This is a genomic window from Paraburkholderia sp. SIMBA_054, assembly GCF_046534875.1.
Classification (GTDB): Bacteria; Pseudomonadota; Gammaproteobacteria; order Burkholderiales; family Burkholderiaceae; genus Paraburkholderia; species Paraburkholderia hospita.
The window spans coordinates 231,414-247,067 of record NZ_JAWRXV010000003.1; the positions used below are offsets into that span (position 1 = coordinate 231,414).

Genomic DNA, 15,654 nt, shown 5'->3' on the forward strand with positions numbered 1-15,654 from the left:
AAGGAGCTTCCATGAGTCCGTATCGCCAGCACCTCCCGCAACTCGCCGATTCCCTGTTCATCACGGACGGCGGCCTCGAAACCACGCTGATTTTTCATGACGGCATCGACCTGCCGTGCTTCGCCGCGTTCGCGCTGCTGCGCGATGAAGCGGGCGAGGCGATGCTGGAGCGATATTTCGCGCGCTATGCCGAGCTGGCGCGCAGCGAAAACGTCGGCCTCGTGCTGGAATCGCCGACCTGGCGCGCGAATCCTGATTGGGCGGGCAAGCTCGGTTATACGGCGGCGTCGCTTGCCGATGCGAACCGTCGCGCGATTGCATTGCTCGCGCGCGTCCGCGCCGCTTATGAAACGCCGGCGACACCGATCGTCATCAGCGGCAACCTCGGTCCGCGCGGCGACGGCTATCGCGCCGATGCGCGCATGAGCCAGAGCGAAGCGCGTGCCTATCATCAGCCGCAGATCGAAACCTTCGCGGCGACGGACGCCGACATGGTCGCCGCCTTCACGATCAACTATGCGGACGAAGCAATCGGGGTGATCCAGGCGGCGCAGGCGTGCGCGATGCCTGTCGCGATAGCGTTCACGCTGGAGACGGATGGACGGTTGCCGTCGGGTGAGTCGCTGGCCGATGCGATCGCGCGCACCGATGCCGAGACGCATGGCTACGCGGCTTACTTCATGATCAACTGCGCGCACCCGTCGCACTTCGCGTCGATGCTCGCCGACGCGGGCGCGTGGCGGGAGCGCATTCGCGGCGTGCGAGCCAATGCGTCGAAGCGCAGTCACGCCGAACTCGACGAAGCCGACGATCTCGACGACGGCGATCCGGACGAACTCGGCGGCAGCTATCGCGCGCTGCGTCATTTGCTGCCATGCATGACGGTAGTCGGCGGATGCTGCGGTACGGATCATCGGCACGTCGGGCAGATTTGCCGCGCGATGAAGGCGCCGCTGGCCGCCGATACTGTTTGACGTTCAGCGCGCGAGGGCCGCTCGCGCCGCCGCCGCCTCCGCGCCGATACTCACGCCCGGCCCAGCGTGAGCGCAAATTCGTCGAGTTGCGTGATGCAGGTGTTCCAGCCGTCGAAAAAGCCGAGTTGCTCGTGCCGGTCGCGCGTCGCGACGTCGGGATGCATGACGCGCGCGATGTAGCGGCTGCCTTCGCCTTCTTTGGACATTGCGATGTCGGCGGTGAAGCCAAGCCACGGCGTGTTGGGGCGCCAGCCCGCCGTGAGCATCGACGTGAACACGATGCGCGCTTGCGGGACGACTTCGAGAAAGCAGCCGGGGTTGTCGCTCGTGCCGCCATCGGGACCTTGCATGAAGGTGTGAAAGGCGCCACCCGGACGCAGATCGAACGCGCGGACTTCAGTGGTCCAGGGCTTCGGGCACCACCACTCTTTCAGCGAATCCGGTTCGGTCCACGCGCGCCACAAGGCAGCCACCGGCGCGCGCAGCACGCGAGTGATGACGAGATCGTTCGTGTCAGCGCTTTCGACGGGTTTTGTTGACATCAGCTTGCTCCTCTTGATGAAGCTGTTCGACGAATTCGACCATCCGGTCGGATCGTGCTTCCCACACGGCGCGCTGCGCGGCCAGCCATGTTTCGACTTCCGTCAGCTTCGCGGGCATCAGCTCGCAGGTGCGCGCGCGGCCGACCTTGTGCGTGCGGATCAGGCCGCTGTGCTCCAGCACCGCGACGTGTTTCATGAACGACGGCAGCGCCATGTCGAAAGGCTGGGCCAGCGCCGAGACGGTCTGCGCACCGCGCCCGAGCATGCTGACGATCGCGCAACGGGTCGGATCGGACAGCGCCTGGAACACTTCGCTTACTGCGGCATGATAGTTAGCCATATGGCTAAGTATAGTGCAAAAGTGGCGGCGCAGCGAAGGCGTCCGCACTGACGGCGCGCGTCTAAGCTATCAGCATGGGTTTAGCGTCAATCCCAAGAAACGGAGGCGTTCGATGAACACACCCAACGACACGGGCTTCACCGGCTCGATTCCTGAAATCTACGAGCGCTACCTCGTGCCGATGATCTTCGAGCCATACGCGAGCGATCTCGCGAGCAGGGCGGCGTCGGTCCAGCCGTCGCGCGTGCTCGAAATCGCGGCGGGCACGGGCGTCGTCACGCGTGCGATGGCGGATGCGCTGCCCGAGCATGTCGAAATCGTCGCGACGGACCTCAATCAGGCGATGCTCGACTGCGCCGCGACGCTCGGCACCCACAGGCCGGTGACATGGCAGCAGGCGGACGCGATGCATCTGCCATTCGACGATGCGAGCTTCGATCTGATCGTCTGCCAGTTCGGCGCGATGTTCTTTCCCGACAAGGCGCGCGCGTTTGCCGAGGCGCGGCGCGTGCTGCGAAGCGGTGGCGTGCTGCTATTCAACGTCTGGGATCGAATCGAGGAGAACGCATTTACCGTCACCGTTTCGGACGCGCTCGGCAGGCTGTATGCGGCGGACCCGCCGAGTTTCTTGCAGCGCGTGCCGCACGGTTATTGGGACACGAACATCATTGCGCGCGATCTCGCGAATGGCGGCTTCGATGCGCCGCCGCCGCGCATCGAGACGATCGCGAAACGCAGCGGCGCGGGGTCGGCGCAGGCTGCCGCGATCGCGTTCTGCCAGGGCACGCCGATCCGGGCCGAAATCGAGGCCCGTTCGGGCGCAACGCTCGACGAAGCGACTGCGGCTTGCGCAACCGCCCTACGCAAGCGTTTTGGCGGTAGCGCAATCGACGGAAGGATTCAAGCGCACGTCGTCACAGCACAACGTTAAAACGACGAAAAAGTGTGTCCCGCTGAGCGCAACGATCCCTCCGAAAGCCGCTCCCGCCTTATGTGACGGGCCGGACGGCGTTTGCCCGGCGGAAATTGTTACACCTCTTACTGGAAGGAATGACCGGTGTTACTAACGCCTTTCAGACGTTGGTTATACTCGCCCCGTCTCAAAAACTACTGATCAAACTATGTCGAAGCGAATCATTCAGATGGTGGCCATTGCAGCGCTGACGGCTGCGGCGTCGTTGCCGGCGATGGCCGGCGATATGAACAATGCGCTTGGCGGCGCGCTCGGCGGCGTCGCCGGTGCAGCAGTGGGCGGCGCGGTGGGCGGCAGCACGGGCGCCGTGATCGGCGGCGCGGTGGGCGGCGGCGCGGGCGGTGCGGTTACGTCGAACCGCCGTGAGCGCACGGGCGCGATCATCGGCGGCGCGCTCGGCGGCGGTGCGGGCACCGCGGCGGGCAACGCGATGGGCGGGCGCGGAGGCGGCCTGGTCGGCGCGGCGCTGGGCGGCGGCGCCGGTTCGGCGCTCGGCGGCAACATCTCGCGTTCCAACTCGTACGCCGACGACTATTCGCACGGTTCGCACGGTTCGTACGGTTCGCACGGTTCGTACAAGCGCAAGCACAAGCACCGTCACTACGACGACTGATTGGCGAGCTGACGGCCTTGCGAGTTCACTGAACGGCGAACTCGCGGGTCGGACGGGCACGACGGCGCGGCGGCGCAATCGCCATGCGACAAATCATCGCAGGGAATTGTCGCGGATCAAAAACGAGATAAGCGCCATTTGAAGGTAGGGTTGTCGAAATGCCCTTCTTTTGCAGGCGTCATCGTGCCCGTTGACTATCTTCGCGGCTTTACCTCGGCCGCTCGCACTGACGCCGCCAACCGGCGGCTTGGCCCCGCACTCGCCGGGATTGCCGGCGCTGCCAACGCGGGCGGCTTTCTGGCGATTGGCCAGTACACGTCGCACATGTCCGGCATGGTGTCGTCGCTGGCCGACAGTCTCGCGCTCGGCAACCTCGCGTTCGTGCTGTCGGCGGCGAGTTCGATCTTCGCGTTTCTCGCTGGCGCGGCGAGTTCGGCCATTCTGATCAACTGGGGCCGACGAAAAGGGACGCAGAGCGTCTACGCGATGCCGCTCGTGCTCGAAGGGCTTCTGTTGTTGTGCTTCGGCGTGCTCGGCGCGAACCTGGAGCAGCACCGTCTGCTGTTCGTGCCCGCCACCGTCACGCTGCTTTGCTACGTGATGGGGCTGCAGAACGCGATGATCACCACGATATCGAAAGCGGAAATCCGCACGACGCACGTCACGGGTCTCGTGACGGATCTCGGCATTGAAATCGGCAAGGGCTTGTACTGGAACCGGGGCGTGTCGTCGACGGAAGCGGCTTACGTCGGCGCCGACATGCGGCGGCTCGGTTTGCTCGCTTCGCTGCTTGGCATGTTTCTCGCGGGCGGGCTTGCGGGCGCGATTGCGTTCAAACAGGTCGGCTTCATCGCGACGCTGCCGCTTGCGGCGTCGTTGCTGGTGCTGGCGGCCGTGCCCGTTGCCGATGATCTGTTGAGGTATCCGCGACGGGCGCGGTGAATTGCGCTCGCCGTACGGACCCGAACACGCTTCTCACGCGCGCGCATCGCGCGCAGCGACTTTTACTTCTCCCAGAGCTTGCGTCCCAGGAACGTCAGCGTCCGGTCCCACGCCATTTCCGACCACACCGGGTCGAACTGCGTGCCGGCGATGCGGCTGAAGCCGACGGCGGTTTCGTTGGCGAACGCATGATGCGCGAGATAGCGATGAAACTCGACGTCGACGTTGGCGTCACGCAGCTTCGATTCGAGCGTTTCGACCGTGGCGATCGGGAAGAACGCATCCTGCGTCGCGTAATGCCCGATAACCGGCACCTTGATTTTCGACGCGTCGATGTAGTCGAGCGGAGGGAAGCCGTAGAACACGACGCCCGCCGACACTTCCGGGCTTTGACCCAGCGTGAGCAAGGTTAGCGCACCGCCCATGCAATAGCCCATCACGGCAACGCGGCCCGAACGCTGCTTCAGATATTGCGCCGCGCCGCGAACGTCTTGCGATGCGGCATCGCCGAAATCGAGACCGTCCATCAGGTGATGCGCTTCTTCCTCTTCGACCGTCGACTTGCCGCGATACAGATCGGGCACGAGCGCGAAGTAGCCGGCTGCCGCGAGGCGATCCGCGACGCCGCGAATCTGATCGTTCAAGCCCCACCATTCCTGAATGACGACCACTGCGGGCGCGCCATCCGTTTTCTCGGGCGTGGCCAGATAACCTTGCAATTCTTTACCGTCTGGGCGGCTGAAAGTGATTGTGGATCCCGTCGTGGTGTTCATGAGCGTGTTCCTGTTGAATGGGCCACTAGCATAGCGCCAATGCCGGCCGAGTGCAGGCCTACGGCCTTGTCAGAAATGAAAACACCCTGCAAGCCTGAGCGCTTGCAGGGTGTCGCACTTCACTCGTTAATTCTGGATTCTTTAGTCCCCCGGAAGCCAGTAGCAATCCGAAGGATTCCAGCTGGGATCGCATATCCAGTAGCCGAATGCGAGCTTCTGATCGGCGGCCGAAGCGCTTTTCGGGCCGTCCGACTTCATCGCGAATGGCTGCGCTTCCAGCGCGATCGGCGCTGCCGATGCGGACTGCGCGAAACACGACAACATCGATGAAGCGAGCAACGCAACTAACGCAGATTTCACTTTCATGTCAAATGCTCCGTTGTTATTTGAAGATCACGATGCACCGTTCATCAAGGTGTCACCGTACGGAAGACTTTATTGACAGTAGTGAGCTTCGTTAATCAGATCTGTTTCCAGCGGTCGTCAGGATTCTCCGATTTCGCGGAGCTTCGGCGCGAGGTCAAAGTCTGTTCGTCGTTCTGTTGACGTGGTGCGATTTGCGGCATATGGCTCGCAAATCCTGTCCATAAAAAAAGCGGGCATTGCTGCCCGCTTTCTTCACAAGCCTCCGAAGCGCTTTAAAGCCGCCTTACGCCGGCATCTTGCGGAACGAAATCGCGAAGCGGTTCCATGCATTGATCGCCGAAATCAGCAACGTCAGATCGACCAGCTCGGCCTCGCTGAAATGCGGCTTCACTGCTTCCCACACCGCGTCGGGCACATGATTCTCGGAGACCAGCGTCACGGCTTCCGTCCACTCCAGCGCTGCGCGTTCGCGTGCCGTAAAGAACGGCGTTTCGCGCCACACGACGACCGTCGCCAGACGCCGATCCGTTTCGCCGCCCTTGCGCGCATCGGTGGTGTGCATGTCGACGCAGAACGCGCAGCCGTTGATCTGCGATGCGCGCAGACGCACCAGTTCCGTCAGCGATTTTTCGAGGTCGCTCTTGCCGATGCGCTCTTCGAGCGCGAGCATTGCCTTGATTGCGTGCGGGTTGGCTTTGTAGAAGTCGAGACGTTGTTCCATGATCGTTTCCTCAGTGAGAGTGCGCATTGGCCTGCGCGACACATGAAGATTAGGCGCGAAACTGGCCGCAGGAAATGGCCAATTTTGAGCAATTTGAGGTAACCACTTCTGAACTGTTGCGGAACAACTTTACAAGGCTGTGGGGAACGACGCAGACGAAGGGCCGCCGCCGCGCGACGGCCCTTGTGTGACAGAAAGAAGACCTTACTTGACCGCGCCGAGCGCGAGGCCCTTCACGAGATAGCGCTGCAGCCACGCGAACACGATCGACACCGGCAATGTCGCGCACAGCGTCGCGGCCATCACCAGATGCCATTCGACGACGTACTTGCCCGCCACCATATCCGTCACCTGCACGGTGAGCGTCTTGTTCTCGGGCGAGCGGATCAGCGTATAGACGACGGCGAATTCGTTCCACGCGTTGATGAACGTGAAAATAGCCGTCACGACGATAGCGGGCACAGCGAGCGGCAGGAAGACCTTGAACACGGCGCGCGTGCGGCTGCATCCTTCGAGCCACGCGGATTCTTCGAGATCGCGCGGCACAGTCTGGAAATACGACGACAGCATCCACACGGCGAACGCGATATTGAACGCCGCATACGAGACGATCACGCCGATCTTCGAATCGACAAGGTTGCCATCGCCATACGGAATCATCGCGGCGAGACGGAACAGACCGACCACGAGCAGAATCGGCGAAAGCATTTGCGTGACGAGCAGAAACTGCCGATACAGCCCGCGCCCGCGAAACGGAAAGCGCGCCAGCGCATACGCGGCGGGCAGGCTGACGGCGAGCGCGAGCGCTGTCGAAAGCAGGCTGATGACGGTGCTGTTGCGCAACGCGACGCCGAAGTTCGCGGCCGTCCACATGTCAACGAAGTTCTGCCATTGCCAGTGCATGGGCAACCAGCGCGCCGGATAGACGAACACTTCGTTCGCGGGCTTGAGCGCTGTGAAAAACATCACGGCAAACGGAAACAGCACGACCACGATGAGCGGCGATAGCGCGAGCCAGCACCACACGGTGCGCTTCATCTTCACATTCATGCGGGCTCTCCTTCTTTCGACGGCTGAATGCGCAGATACAGCACCGAGAACACGAACAGCATGATGAGCATGACCAGCGACACGGCAGCCGCCTGGCCGGGACGCCCGAGCCTGAACCCGAGTTCGTACAGGTACGTGACGAGAATATGCGTGCCGTTGTCGGGGCCGCCTTGCGTCATCACCCAGATGATCGGAAACGAGTTGAACACGTAGATCACGTTGAGCAGGATCGCCATGTTCACGAACGGGCGCAGCAGCGGCAATGTCAATTGACGGAACTGCTGCCACGCGCTCGCGCCGTCGATACGCGCGGCTTCGTAGATGTCGCCGGGCACGGATGACAGGCCGCCGAGCAGGATCGTCACCGTGAACGGAATCGACACGAGAATACCGACCGCGATCTCGACGGGAAACGCGAGCTCGGGCGTCGCGAGCCAGTGAATCGGGCCGCCGATCAACCCAAGCCGCTGCAACGTTACGTTGACCATTCCGTAGTCGTCGTTGAAAGCCCAGCGCCAGACGACGGCCGTCATCGTCAGCGACACGGACCACGGCAGCATGATGATCGTGCGTGCAATGCCGCGTCCGTGGAAATCCTGATTCAGCACGAGCGCGACGGGCACCGAAATGATCACCGTGCCGCCGACGACGGCCGCCGTCCACACGATGGTCCGGCGTAGCGAATCGAGAAACACGGGGTCGGCGAACACCGTGAAGAAGTTCTTCAATCCGGTGAAATCGCGAATCGCGCCGAAGCGCGAGACATCGTGCACCGACTGATACACGATGTTGAAGATCGGGTAACTGATGATGAACAGCGCGAGGATCAGACTCGGCGCGATCAGCCACCAGGGCGCGGCGGCGCGTGGGGCAATGGAACGGCTCATGCGTGCTTGATCGACGGATGCTTGGGCGTTGGAACTCATGAAGCCCTCGGGACGGAATGGGCCGGATGCAATACGGCGAGTCGCATGAAAAGCCTTGCGCTCATCGAATGTGAAGCCGCATCGGCATTTAGCCGATGCGGCTTGCGGTACTACGCTAATGAACTAACAAACTGCGCGTTACTGGCCGAGCGCCTGATTCGCCTGGCTCGCGGCCTGTTTCAGCGCATCGTCAGGCTTGGACTTGCCGAGGTACACGGCCTGCATCGCATTCGTCACGGCCTTCGCTGTGTCTTCCCAGCCCGACACGGTCGGCGCGAAGCGCGCTTGCGGCAGCAGCGCGATGAACGCCTTCGTGTCCGCATCGTTGAACGCGGGGTCGGCGGCCTCGGCCTTGGTGGTCGGCAGGAAGCCTTCCGTGCTCGTGAACTCGACGCGCGGTTCCTTCGTGAACAGATAGTCGAGGAACTTCCACGCGTCCTTCTTCACCTTCGAGTTCTTGAACATCACGATCGAGTCGGTAACGGCATACGTCGCGCCATTCGTGCCGACGGGCAGCGGATCGATACCGTACTTCAGGTTCGGCGCTTCCTTCTTGATCTGCTTCGCGAGGAACGGCGCGGAAATCATCATCGCGACACGGCCTTGCTTGAAGAGGTTCTGCACGTCTTCACGGCTATAACCCGTGACGCCCGGCTGCGTCAGGCCCTGATCGATCATCGACTTGTACAGCGTCGCTGCCTTGATGCCCGCGGGCGAATCGAAGCCAGCCTTGCCTTGCTTGTTCAGCACGTCGCCGCCGTTGGTCCACAGCGCGTAGTAGTAGTACACGTCGGTTTCGATTTCCTTGCCTTGCAGGCCGAAACCGGCAACGCCCTTCGCCTTCAGCTTCTTCGACGCGTCGATCACGTCATTCCACGTCTTCGGGCCATTCGGATAGCCGACGCTCGCGAGCAGATCCTTGTTGTAGTACAGCGCGCGTGCCGACGCGGCGATCGGCAGACCGTACGTCTTGCCGTTGATCTGGCCGGGCGCGAGGAACGGGCCAATGAAGCGGTTCTTGAAGTTCGCGTCCATGTACGGGTCGAGCGGCTCGGCGACGTCGTCCTTCACGAAGTCGAGCAGCCAGCGCGTGCCGACGATCGCGAGGTCGGCGTTGGCGTTGCCCGAAATATCCGTTTGCAGCTTCTGTTGCAGCGTGTCCCAGTTCACGTCCTCGATCTTGATCGTGGTGCCGGGATTGGCCTTTTCGAACTGGCGCGCCATTTTCTCGAAGTACGGTGCCGTCGCGTCACTGTAATGCGCGACCGTCACACGCACCGTATCGGCGTGCGCCGATAGGGCAAGACCTGCAAACGCGAGCGCTGCGGCGACTTTGCCGAGCGTAAGGGAAGCACGTGCATGCAACGACATTTCGTCTCTCCTGGGTGGTCCGCGGCCGTAGCCGGCTGCTTGGGTTAAATTGTTTGAAAAAATCCTACACACGAAAAAAAAGCTTGTCACGTAGGGCTGACCATATTTTTTAACGCGCGGTTTTTTGCATAACATGCTGTAAAGGATGGGCTTTTTGTGCGCTGCGGGGTATTCGCCATTTGTAGCGTCCGGATGGTCCGCAGTCCGTGAAAATGTGCAATATGTAGGAAATTTACAAGATGGGTGCGGCTTTTGGCTTACGTGAAGCCCGCCCGCCGCAATTGCGAAAATCGCGAAGAGGACAGGACATGAAGCGTGTCGTGCTGGTGACGGGAGCATGCGGCGGGATCGGCAGCGTGTTGTGCCGGCGTTTCGTGCAGGACGGCGCGACAGTGCTCGCGCTCGATGTCGATGCGGCCGCGCTGGATCAGCTGGCTGCGGAACTGGGCACCGAAAGCGTGACGCCCATCGCCGTCGATCTGTGCGACGCCGATGCCGTGCGCGAACGCGTCGCACAAGCCGTCGATAAACGCGGTCCCGTCGACGTGCTCGTCGCGAACGCCGGCGCGGCGCAAGGGCTGACGCTTGCGAAGACGGACGCCGCAAGCTGGCGGCGCGACGTCGATCTGAATCTGAACGGCACGTATCACACGGTCGAAGCGGTGCGCGCGTCGATGATCGAGCGGCAGCACGGATCGATCGTGCTGATCGGCTCCGTGAACGGCCTGGCGGCGCTCGGCCATCCCGCGTACAGCGCGGCGAAAGCGGGGCTGATCAGCTATACGAAGTCGCTGGCGATCGAGCTTGGACGCTACGGGATTCGCGCGAATATCGTGTGCCCGGGCACGGTGAAGACGCAGGCGTGGCAGGCGCGCGTCGACAAGAACCCGCAAGTTTTCGAGGACCTGAAGAAGTGGTATCCGCTGCGCGACTTCGCGACGCCCGACGATATCGCCGACGCCGTGCTGTTTCTTGCGTCGCCGATGGCGCGCGTGATCACGGGCGTGGTGTTGCCCGTCGATGGCGGCCTGATGGCGGGCAACCGGCTGATGGCCGAAGAACTGACGCTCGAATCGCTGTAGCGCCTGGATAAGCGCCCCAAAGGAACACGCGACACAACCGCAACCGACGATGAGGACAGCATGGCAGCAGTGCAACTGAGCGGCATCTACAAGCGTTACGGCGACACGCAGGTCGTGCACGGCATCGACTTGCATATCGACGACGGCGAGTTCGTCGTGCTGGTCGGCCCGTCCGGTTGCGGCAAGAGCACGTTGATGCGGATGGTCGCGGGCCTCGAGGAAATCAGTGGCGGCGACCTGATGATCGGCGGCACGCGCGCGAACGGCCTGGCGCCGCAGCAGCGCAATATCTCGATGGTGTTCCAGAGCTACGCGCTGTATCCGCATCTGTCCGTGTACGACAACATCGCGTTCGGTCCGCGCATCCGCAAGGAAGCGTCGACGAGTTTCAAGCCGCGCATCGAAGCCGCTGCGAAGATGCTGAACCTCAGCGGCTATCTGGACCGCTTGCCGCGCGCGCTGTCGGGCGGGCAGCGCCAGCGCGTCGCGATGGGCCGCGCGGTGGTGCGCGAGCCGTCGCTGTTCCTGTTCGACGAGCCGCTGTCCAATCTCGATGCGAAGCTGCGCGTGCAGATGCGCACGGAGATCAAGGCGCTGCATCAGCGGCTGAAGAATACGGTGATCTACGTCACGCATGACCAGATCGAAGCCATGACGATGGCCGACCGCATCGTCGTGATGAACGCGGGGCGCATCGAGCAGATCGGGCGTCCGCTGGAGCTTTACGACCGGCCGGCGAATCTGTTCGTCGCGAGCTTTCTCGGTTCGCCTTCGATGAATTTCGCCGCTGGCGAAGTGGTGAGCGCGCCGAACGGTGCCGCATTGAAGCTCGCGGACGGCGCGTTGATTCCGCTTGCGGGCACGAGTCAGGCGGTGGCGAAACCGGGCGCGAAGGTCACGCTAGGCGTGCGGCCCGAACATATCGAAGCGTCGAATGAAGGCATTCCGATGGATGTCGAGGTAGTCGAGCCGACGGGCGCGGAAACGCATCTGTACGGCAAGATCGGCGGCGCGGCGTGGTGCGTGACGATGCGCCAGCGCGCGTCGATCGAGCCGGGCCAGCGCGTCACGGTGCGCTTTCCCGAGCAGCACACGCATCTGTTCGACACGGAGAGCGGCAACAGACTGGGCTGACAGCATCAGACGGGCACCAATGACATGCCGCTGATTCATCCTCCATCCAAAGGAACGCACGGGTGTCCGCACCGAACCTGATTCCTCACATCCGCAGCGCGCTTGAATCGCTGCGGCCCGCCGAGCGCAAGGTCGCCGACATGGTGCTGTCCGATGTCGACTTCGCGATGCGCGCGAGCATCACCGAGCTCGCGCAGCGCGCGGACGTGTCGGAGCCTTCCGTGACGCGCTTTTGTCGCGCGGTGGGCGCGCACGGTTTGCGCGACTTCAAGATGCAGCTCGCGCAGAGCGTCGCGGGCGGGATGCCGTATGCGTCGACGGCCGTGGCGCGTGGCGACGATACGCAGACGCTGATCGACAAGGTCGGCGAAGCGGCCGTTGAGGGCATCACGCAGGCGCGCAGCGCGATCGATCCTGTTGCGGTGAATGCGGCGCTCGCTGCGCTCGCGAGCGCGCGCCGCGTGTATTTCTTTGGCGTTGGTTCAGGCTCGGGACTCGTCGCGCAGGACGCGGCACTGCGTTTCCTGCGGCTCGACATCGCCGCGAGCGCTTTCACGGATGCGCATTTGCAGCGTCTTTACGCGGGCCTGCTTGAACCGGGCGATGTCGCGTTTGCGATTTCGCATTCGGGGCGCAGTGTCGAAGTGAACGAGAGCATGCAGATCGCGAAGGAGCGCGGCGCGACGACGATCGCGCTGACCAATGTCGGCTCGCGGCTTGCGTGGCTCGTCGATATTCCATTGTTGCTGCGCGTGCCGAGTCCCATCGATCCCAACACGCCGGGCGTGTCGCGGCTCGTGCATCTGTGCGTGATGGATGCGCTCGCGATTGGCGTCGCGTTGCGGCTGGAGCCGCATACGCTGGAGAAGATGCGGCACGCCAAGGCGCGGCTGTCGCAGGAAACGGATGCGGCGGCGGAGGATGGGACGCAGTAATCTGCGGCGCGCTCAGCCCGGCACGTAGCCAAATCTTCGCGACAGTCTTTGCGTCGCTGCAAGCAAGGTCTTCGCTGCGCCGCCTTGTGTATCGCTATCGAAACTTCCCGCTGTGCCCATCAACGCGATCACCAGCACGATGCTGCCGGTGTGATCGAACACGGGCGCGGCCAGCGTGTTGATGCCGGGGATCGGCTTGTTGAGCGCGGTGTCGATGCCTTGCTCGCGAATTTGCGCGAGACGTTCCGCATACGGCTGCGCGAGCTTTGCATCGCGCGTATCGGCCGCCGCCGCGCCCGCTAACCGTAGATGATCCTGCGCGAGCAGACCGTGCCGTACATCGTCGGCAACATGCGCGGCGAACACGCGCCCAATCGCCGTATTCACGAGCGACATCACCGTACCCACACGCAGGCTCACATGCAGCGGCCGCGCCGATTCTTCGAGCCGCACGACAGTCGGCCCGAGCGGACCGAGCACGGCCATCGCGACGCTCATGCCCGTCGTCACCGCCAGATCGACGATCTCCGGTTCGGCTTCGCGCGTCGGTGATAGACGTTGCAAACCGATCAGACCGAGTTCGAGCGCAAGCGGTCCCGCTTCGAAACACCCCGACGCATCTCGGCTCAACAAGCCGATCTTCTGCAAGCTCACTAGATGAGGAAACGCCTTCGCGGGTGGCATATCCGCGGCCGCAGCGAGATCGCGCAGCGACAGCGGCTTGCCGGCCGCGACCAAAGCGGTTAGCAGTTCGCCCGTGCTGTCGAGCGATTGAATGCCGCGCTGCTGTTTCGTGTCGGCGTTCGCGGACACCGAGTTATCGAGTGCTTCTTTCATGTTCAATCCGCCGCGATATCCGCGCCGATTTCGCGCGCCGCCTGTCGAAGCGCGCGCGCGATCGGGCCGTCCCAGTTCACATCGATCGTGCCGCTCGGCCCGATCACCGTCAGCGCGAGACATAACTGTCCATCGGCATCGAGTACGGGCGCGGCAAGACTGCTGATGCCGGGGCTCGGCGCATCGATGCCCCGTTCGATGCCGCGATCGCGAATCGCCGCGAGCGTCGCGTCGAATGCTTTGCGTTCTGAAGGGACAACGATATCGCTGGTGCCGCCCGACTGATTCGCCCACATCGTTTGCAATTTTTCGGGCGCGAGGTGCGCGCAGAACACGCGTCCCGTCGACGTCGCAGGCAACGACATCACGGTGCCCACGTGCAGGTTCACATGCAGCGGAAACCCCGCATGCTCGTACCGGACGATGGTCGGACCTTGCGGTCCCACGGTGCAAATCGCGACGCTGAAGCCGATTTCTTCGGCGAGCGCCGAGACGCGTGGCACGGCGGCGCGAAACGCCGGCTGGTTCGCCAGCTGCATCAGGCCGAGCCGCAACGACAACGGCCCCGGCTCGTAGCGTCCCGAGAGTTCGTCGCGCTTGATGAGACCAAGCCGCGTGAGGCTCACCAGATACGCATGCGCCTGGCCGGGCGCGATGTCGGCGCTCGCGGCGAGATCGGACAGCGCGAGCGGCGCGCGTGCTCTCGCGAGCGCATGCAGCAGCCGTCCGCCGACCTCGACGCTCTGGATGCCGCGCTGCTGCTTGCCCGAGCCCGTCGTCTCGTCGTCTTTTGCCGTCTTCGCCATGCCGCTCACGTCGCCTGTCTTATCGAAAAAAGGTCCATGTTAAACGAACGCCAACCTTCGCCCCGCTCGATCCGGGAAACGCCCAGGGTATACGAGAAATTAGCGTATAGCGATACGTTTCGCTATTGACAAATAATCGGTAGCGTCTAAGATGAAATCACTCCGGCCTAATAGTCGCCGGACATCATTCCAATCAGACTGGACGAGACACCTCCCTACCGCTGCGCCAGCGTGCGCCGCGTCTCGCCCGTCGCCCCTCAATCAACGGAGACGAGCATGGCCAAGGCATTCGCATCGCAAGCCGACCTCGAAGAAAAGAAGGTCACGTGGACGCAGCTGTCCGAGAACGCGTATGCGTACACGGCGGAAGGCGACCCGAACTCGGGCGTCGTGATCGGCGACGACGGCGTGCTGATCGTCGACACCACCGCGACGCCGGCAATGGCGCAAGACCTGATCGCGAAGATCCGCAGCGTGACCGACAAGCCGATCAAATACGTCGTGCTGTCGCACTATCACGCGGTGCGCGTGCTTGGCGCATCGGCGTATTTCGAAGAAGGCGCACAGCAGATCATCGCGAGCCGCGGCACGTACGAAATGATCGTCGAGCGCGGCGAGGCCGACATGAAGTCGGAGATCGAGCGCTTTCCGCGTCTCTTTGCAGGCGTCGAAACGGTACCGGGCCTCACGTGGCCGACGCTCGTGTTCGAGAAGGAAATCACGTTGTTCCTCGGCAAGCTCGAAGTGCGCATCGCGCATCTGGGCGCGGGTCACACGAAGGGCGATACCGTCGTGTGGCTGCCGTCGCAGAAGGTGCTGTTCTCCGGCGACCTGGTCGAATACGACGCGGCCTGCTATTGCGGCGATGCGCAACTCGAACAGTGGCCTGCCACGCTCGAAGCGCTGCGCGCGCTGAACGCCAACCAGCTCGTGCCGGGCCGCGGCCCCGCGCTGACCACGCCGGAAGACGTGAACAAAGGCCTCGACTACACGAAGGACTTCGTCACGACGCTGCTGCAAAGCGGCCGCGAAGCCGTCGCCGACAAGCTTGATCTGAAGGCCGCGATGGCGCACACGCGCAAGTCGATGGACCCGAAGTTCGGCCATGTCTTCATCTATGAGCATTGCTTGCCGTTCGATGTATCGCGCGCTTACGACGAAGCGAGCGGCATCACGCATCCGCGTATCTGGACCGCACAGCGCGACAAGGACATGTGGGACGCGCTGCAAGCCTGACGACGCAGCAATAGCACAGCGCAGATGCATGGA

The 15,654-nt window shown here is 62.9% G+C and carries 18 protein-coding genes; 8 read left to right on the forward strand and 10 right to left on the reverse strand.

Going from position 1 to position 15,654, the window contains the following annotated elements; all coding sequences use genetic code 11:
* Positions 1 to 11 precede the first annotated feature (11 nt).
* Positions 12 to 974, forward strand: a complete 963-nt coding sequence (locus SB822_RS05620; protein ID WP_410854248.1) for a homocysteine S-methyltransferase family protein — start codon at positions 12 to 14, stop codon at positions 972 to 974.
* A 50-nt stretch (positions 975 to 1,024) separates the two neighbouring features.
* Here SB822_RS05620 and SB822_RS05625 read toward each other — a convergent pair whose 3' ends face one another.
* Together SB822_RS05625 and SB822_RS05630 are read right to left on the reverse strand one after the other, a co-directional pair.
* Positions 1,025 to 1,516, reverse strand: coding sequence for an SRPBCC family protein (locus SB822_RS05625; protein ID WP_410854249.1), 492 nt, complete (start codon positions 1,514 to 1,516; stop codon positions 1,025 to 1,027).
* Entirely contained in the window at positions 1,488 to 1,856 is a 369-nt protein-coding gene (locus SB822_RS05630; RefSeq protein ID WP_410854250.1) for an ArsR/SmtB family transcription factor, read from the reverse strand. The genes SB822_RS05625 and SB822_RS05630 overlap by 29 nt, the downstream gene beginning before the upstream one ends.
* Positions 1,857 to 1,968: 112 nt before the next feature.
* Between SB822_RS05630 and SB822_RS05635 the strand changes: the two genes are divergently transcribed.
* From SB822_RS05635 to SB822_RS05645, 3 genes are all read left to right on the forward strand, one after another.
* On the forward strand, positions 1,969 to 2,787 hold the full coding sequence (locus tag SB822_RS05635; protein ID WP_410854251.1) for a class I SAM-dependent methyltransferase: 819 nt from the start codon (positions 1,969 to 1,971) through the stop codon (positions 2,785 to 2,787).
* A 190-nt stretch (positions 2,788 to 2,977) separates the two neighbouring features.
* Positions 2,978 to 3,442, forward strand: a complete 465-nt coding sequence (locus SB822_RS05640) for a hypothetical protein (protein ID WP_410854252.1) — start codon at positions 2,978 to 2,980, stop codon at positions 3,440 to 3,442.
* Between the two features lie 183 nt (positions 3,443 to 3,625).
* Entirely contained in the window at positions 3,626 to 4,384 is a 759-nt protein-coding gene (locus SB822_RS05645) for a YoaK family protein (protein ID WP_410854253.1), read from the forward strand.
* Positions 4,385 to 4,446: 62 nt separating this feature from the next.
* Here SB822_RS05645 and SB822_RS05650 read toward each other — a convergent pair whose 3' ends face one another.
* The 6 genes from SB822_RS05650 to SB822_RS05675 all read right to left on the reverse strand — a co-directional run bounded on the left by SB822_RS05650 (position 4,447) and on the right by SB822_RS05675 (position 9,591).
* Entirely contained in the window at positions 4,447 to 5,157 is a 711-nt protein-coding gene (locus tag SB822_RS05650) for a dienelactone hydrolase family protein (protein ID WP_007577983.1), read from the reverse strand.
* 141 nt (positions 5,158 to 5,298) lie between these two features.
* Positions 5,299 to 5,523, reverse strand: coding sequence for a hypothetical protein (locus SB822_RS05655; protein ID WP_410854254.1), 225 nt, complete (start codon positions 5,521 to 5,523; stop codon positions 5,299 to 5,301).
* 283 nt (positions 5,524 to 5,806) lie between these two features.
* Positions 5,807 to 6,244 (reverse strand): carboxymuconolactone decarboxylase family protein, encoded by a 438-nt coding sequence (locus tag SB822_RS05660; protein ID WP_007577985.1) that lies wholly within the window; start codon positions 6,242 to 6,244, stop codon positions 5,807 to 5,809.
* 204 nt (positions 6,245 to 6,448) lie between these two features.
* Entirely contained in the window at positions 6,449 to 7,294 is an 846-nt protein-coding gene (locus SB822_RS05665; RefSeq protein ID WP_007577986.1) for a carbohydrate ABC transporter permease, read from the reverse strand.
* Positions 7,291 to 8,181, reverse strand: coding sequence for a carbohydrate ABC transporter permease (locus SB822_RS05670; RefSeq protein WP_035538290.1), 891 nt, complete (start codon positions 8,179 to 8,181; stop codon positions 7,291 to 7,293). The genes SB822_RS05665 and SB822_RS05670 overlap by 4 nt, the downstream gene beginning before the upstream one ends.
* Before the next feature lie 177 nt (positions 8,182 to 8,358).
* Positions 8,359 to 9,591: an ABC transporter substrate-binding protein gene (locus SB822_RS05675; protein ID WP_007577988.1), complete on the reverse strand. Its 1,233-nt coding sequence runs from the start codon at positions 9,589 to 9,591 to the stop codon at positions 8,359 to 8,361.
* 308 nt (positions 9,592 to 9,899) lie between these two features.
* On the opposite strand from SB822_RS05675, the gene SB822_RS05680 reads away from it, so the two are divergent.
* The 3 genes from SB822_RS05680 to SB822_RS05690 all read left to right on the forward strand — a co-directional run bounded on the left by SB822_RS05680 (position 9,900) and on the right by SB822_RS05690 (position 12,742).
* Complete coding sequence (locus SB822_RS05680) at positions 9,900 to 10,673, forward strand: SDR family oxidoreductase (protein ID WP_094298090.1); 774 nt, start codon at positions 9,900 to 9,902, stop codon at positions 10,671 to 10,673.
* A gap of 60 nt (positions 10,674 to 10,733) precedes the next feature.
* Positions 10,734 to 11,807 carry an ABC transporter ATP-binding protein gene (locus SB822_RS05685; protein ID WP_007737679.1) on the forward strand — a complete coding sequence of 358 codons (1,074 nt, stop codon included), beginning with the start codon at positions 10,734 to 10,736 and terminating at the stop codon, positions 11,805 to 11,807.
* Between the two features lie 62 nt (positions 11,808 to 11,869).
* Positions 11,870 to 12,742, forward strand: coding sequence for a MurR/RpiR family transcriptional regulator (locus SB822_RS05690; RefSeq protein WP_079487509.1), 873 nt, complete (start codon positions 11,870 to 11,872; stop codon positions 12,740 to 12,742).
* Positions 12,743 to 12,754: 12 nt separating this feature from the next.
* Here SB822_RS05690 and SB822_RS05695 read toward each other — a convergent pair whose 3' ends face one another.
* Entirely contained in the window at positions 12,755 to 13,579 is an 825-nt protein-coding gene (locus tag SB822_RS05695; RefSeq protein WP_410854255.1) for an IclR family transcriptional regulator, read from the reverse strand.
* Positions 13,580 to 13,581: 2 nt separating this feature from the next.
* Positions 13,582 to 14,385 carry an IclR family transcriptional regulator gene (locus SB822_RS05700; RefSeq protein WP_410854256.1) on the reverse strand — a complete coding sequence of 268 codons (804 nt, stop codon included), beginning with the start codon at positions 14,383 to 14,385 and terminating at the stop codon, positions 13,582 to 13,584.
* A gap of 276 nt (positions 14,386 to 14,661) precedes the next feature.
* Between SB822_RS05700 and SB822_RS05705 the strand changes: the two genes are divergently transcribed.
* Entirely contained in the window at positions 14,662 to 15,621 is a 960-nt protein-coding gene (locus tag SB822_RS05705) for an MBL fold metallo-hydrolase (RefSeq protein ID WP_007577995.1), read from the forward strand.
* Positions 15,622 to 15,654 lie beyond the last annotated feature (33 nt).

Excerpts from the sequence above, each read along its gene's own strand:
- SB822_RS05700 (WP_410854256.1), bottom strand. The coding sequence starts at position 14,385 with ATGGCGAAGACGGCAAAAGACGACGAGACGACGGGCTCGGGCAAGCAG.
- SB822_RS05685 (WP_007737679.1), top strand. The coding sequence starts at position 10,734 with ATGGCAGCAGTGCAACTGAGCGGCATCTACAAGCGTTACGGCGACACG.
- SB822_RS05635 (WP_410854251.1), top strand. The coding sequence starts at position 1,969 with ATGAACACACCCAACGACACGGGCTTCACCGGCTCGATTCCTGAAATC.
- SB822_RS05620 (WP_410854248.1), top strand. The coding sequence starts at position 12 with ATGAGTCCGTATCGCCAGCACCTCCCGCAACTCGCCGATTCCCTGTTC.
- SB822_RS05675 (WP_007577988.1), bottom strand. The coding sequence starts at position 9,591 with ATGTCGTTGCATGCACGTGCTTCCCTTACGCTCGGCAAAGTCGCCGCA.
- SB822_RS05625 (WP_410854249.1), bottom strand. The coding sequence starts at position 1,516 with ATGTCAACAAAACCCGTCGAAAGCGCTGACACGAACGATCTCGTCATC.
- SB822_RS05705 (WP_007577995.1), top strand. The coding sequence starts at position 14,662 with ATGGCCAAGGCATTCGCATCGCAAGCCGACCTCGAAGAAAAGAAGGTC.
- SB822_RS05660 (WP_007577985.1), bottom strand. The coding sequence starts at position 6,244 with ATGGAACAACGTCTCGACTTCTACAAAGCCAACCCGCACGCAATCAAG.
- SB822_RS05680 (WP_094298090.1), top strand. The coding sequence starts at position 9,900 with ATGAAGCGTGTCGTGCTGGTGACGGGAGCATGCGGCGGGATCGGCAGC.
- SB822_RS05650 (WP_007577983.1), bottom strand. The coding sequence starts at position 5,157 with ATGAACACCACGACGGGATCCACAATCACTTTCAGCCGCCCAGACGGT.
- SB822_RS05695 (WP_410854255.1), bottom strand. The coding sequence starts at position 13,579 with ATGAAAGAAGCACTCGATAACTCGGTGTCCGCGAACGCCGACACGAAA.
- SB822_RS05665 (WP_007577986.1), bottom strand. The coding sequence starts at position 7,294 with ATGAATGTGAAGATGAAGCGCACCGTGTGGTGCTGGCTCGCGCTATCG.
- SB822_RS05630 (WP_410854250.1), bottom strand. The coding sequence starts at position 1,856 with ATGGCTAACTATCATGCCGCAGTAAGCGAAGTGTTCCAGGCGCTGTCC.
- SB822_RS05670 (WP_035538290.1), bottom strand. The coding sequence starts at position 8,181 with ATGAGCCGTTCCATTGCCCCACGCGCCGCCGCGCCCTGGTGGCTGATC.
- SB822_RS05640 (WP_410854252.1), top strand. The coding sequence starts at position 2,978 with ATGTCGAAGCGAATCATTCAGATGGTGGCCATTGCAGCGCTGACGGCT.
- SB822_RS05655 (WP_410854254.1), bottom strand. The coding sequence starts at position 5,523 with ATGAAAGTGAAATCTGCGTTAGTTGCGTTGCTCGCTTCATCGATGTTG.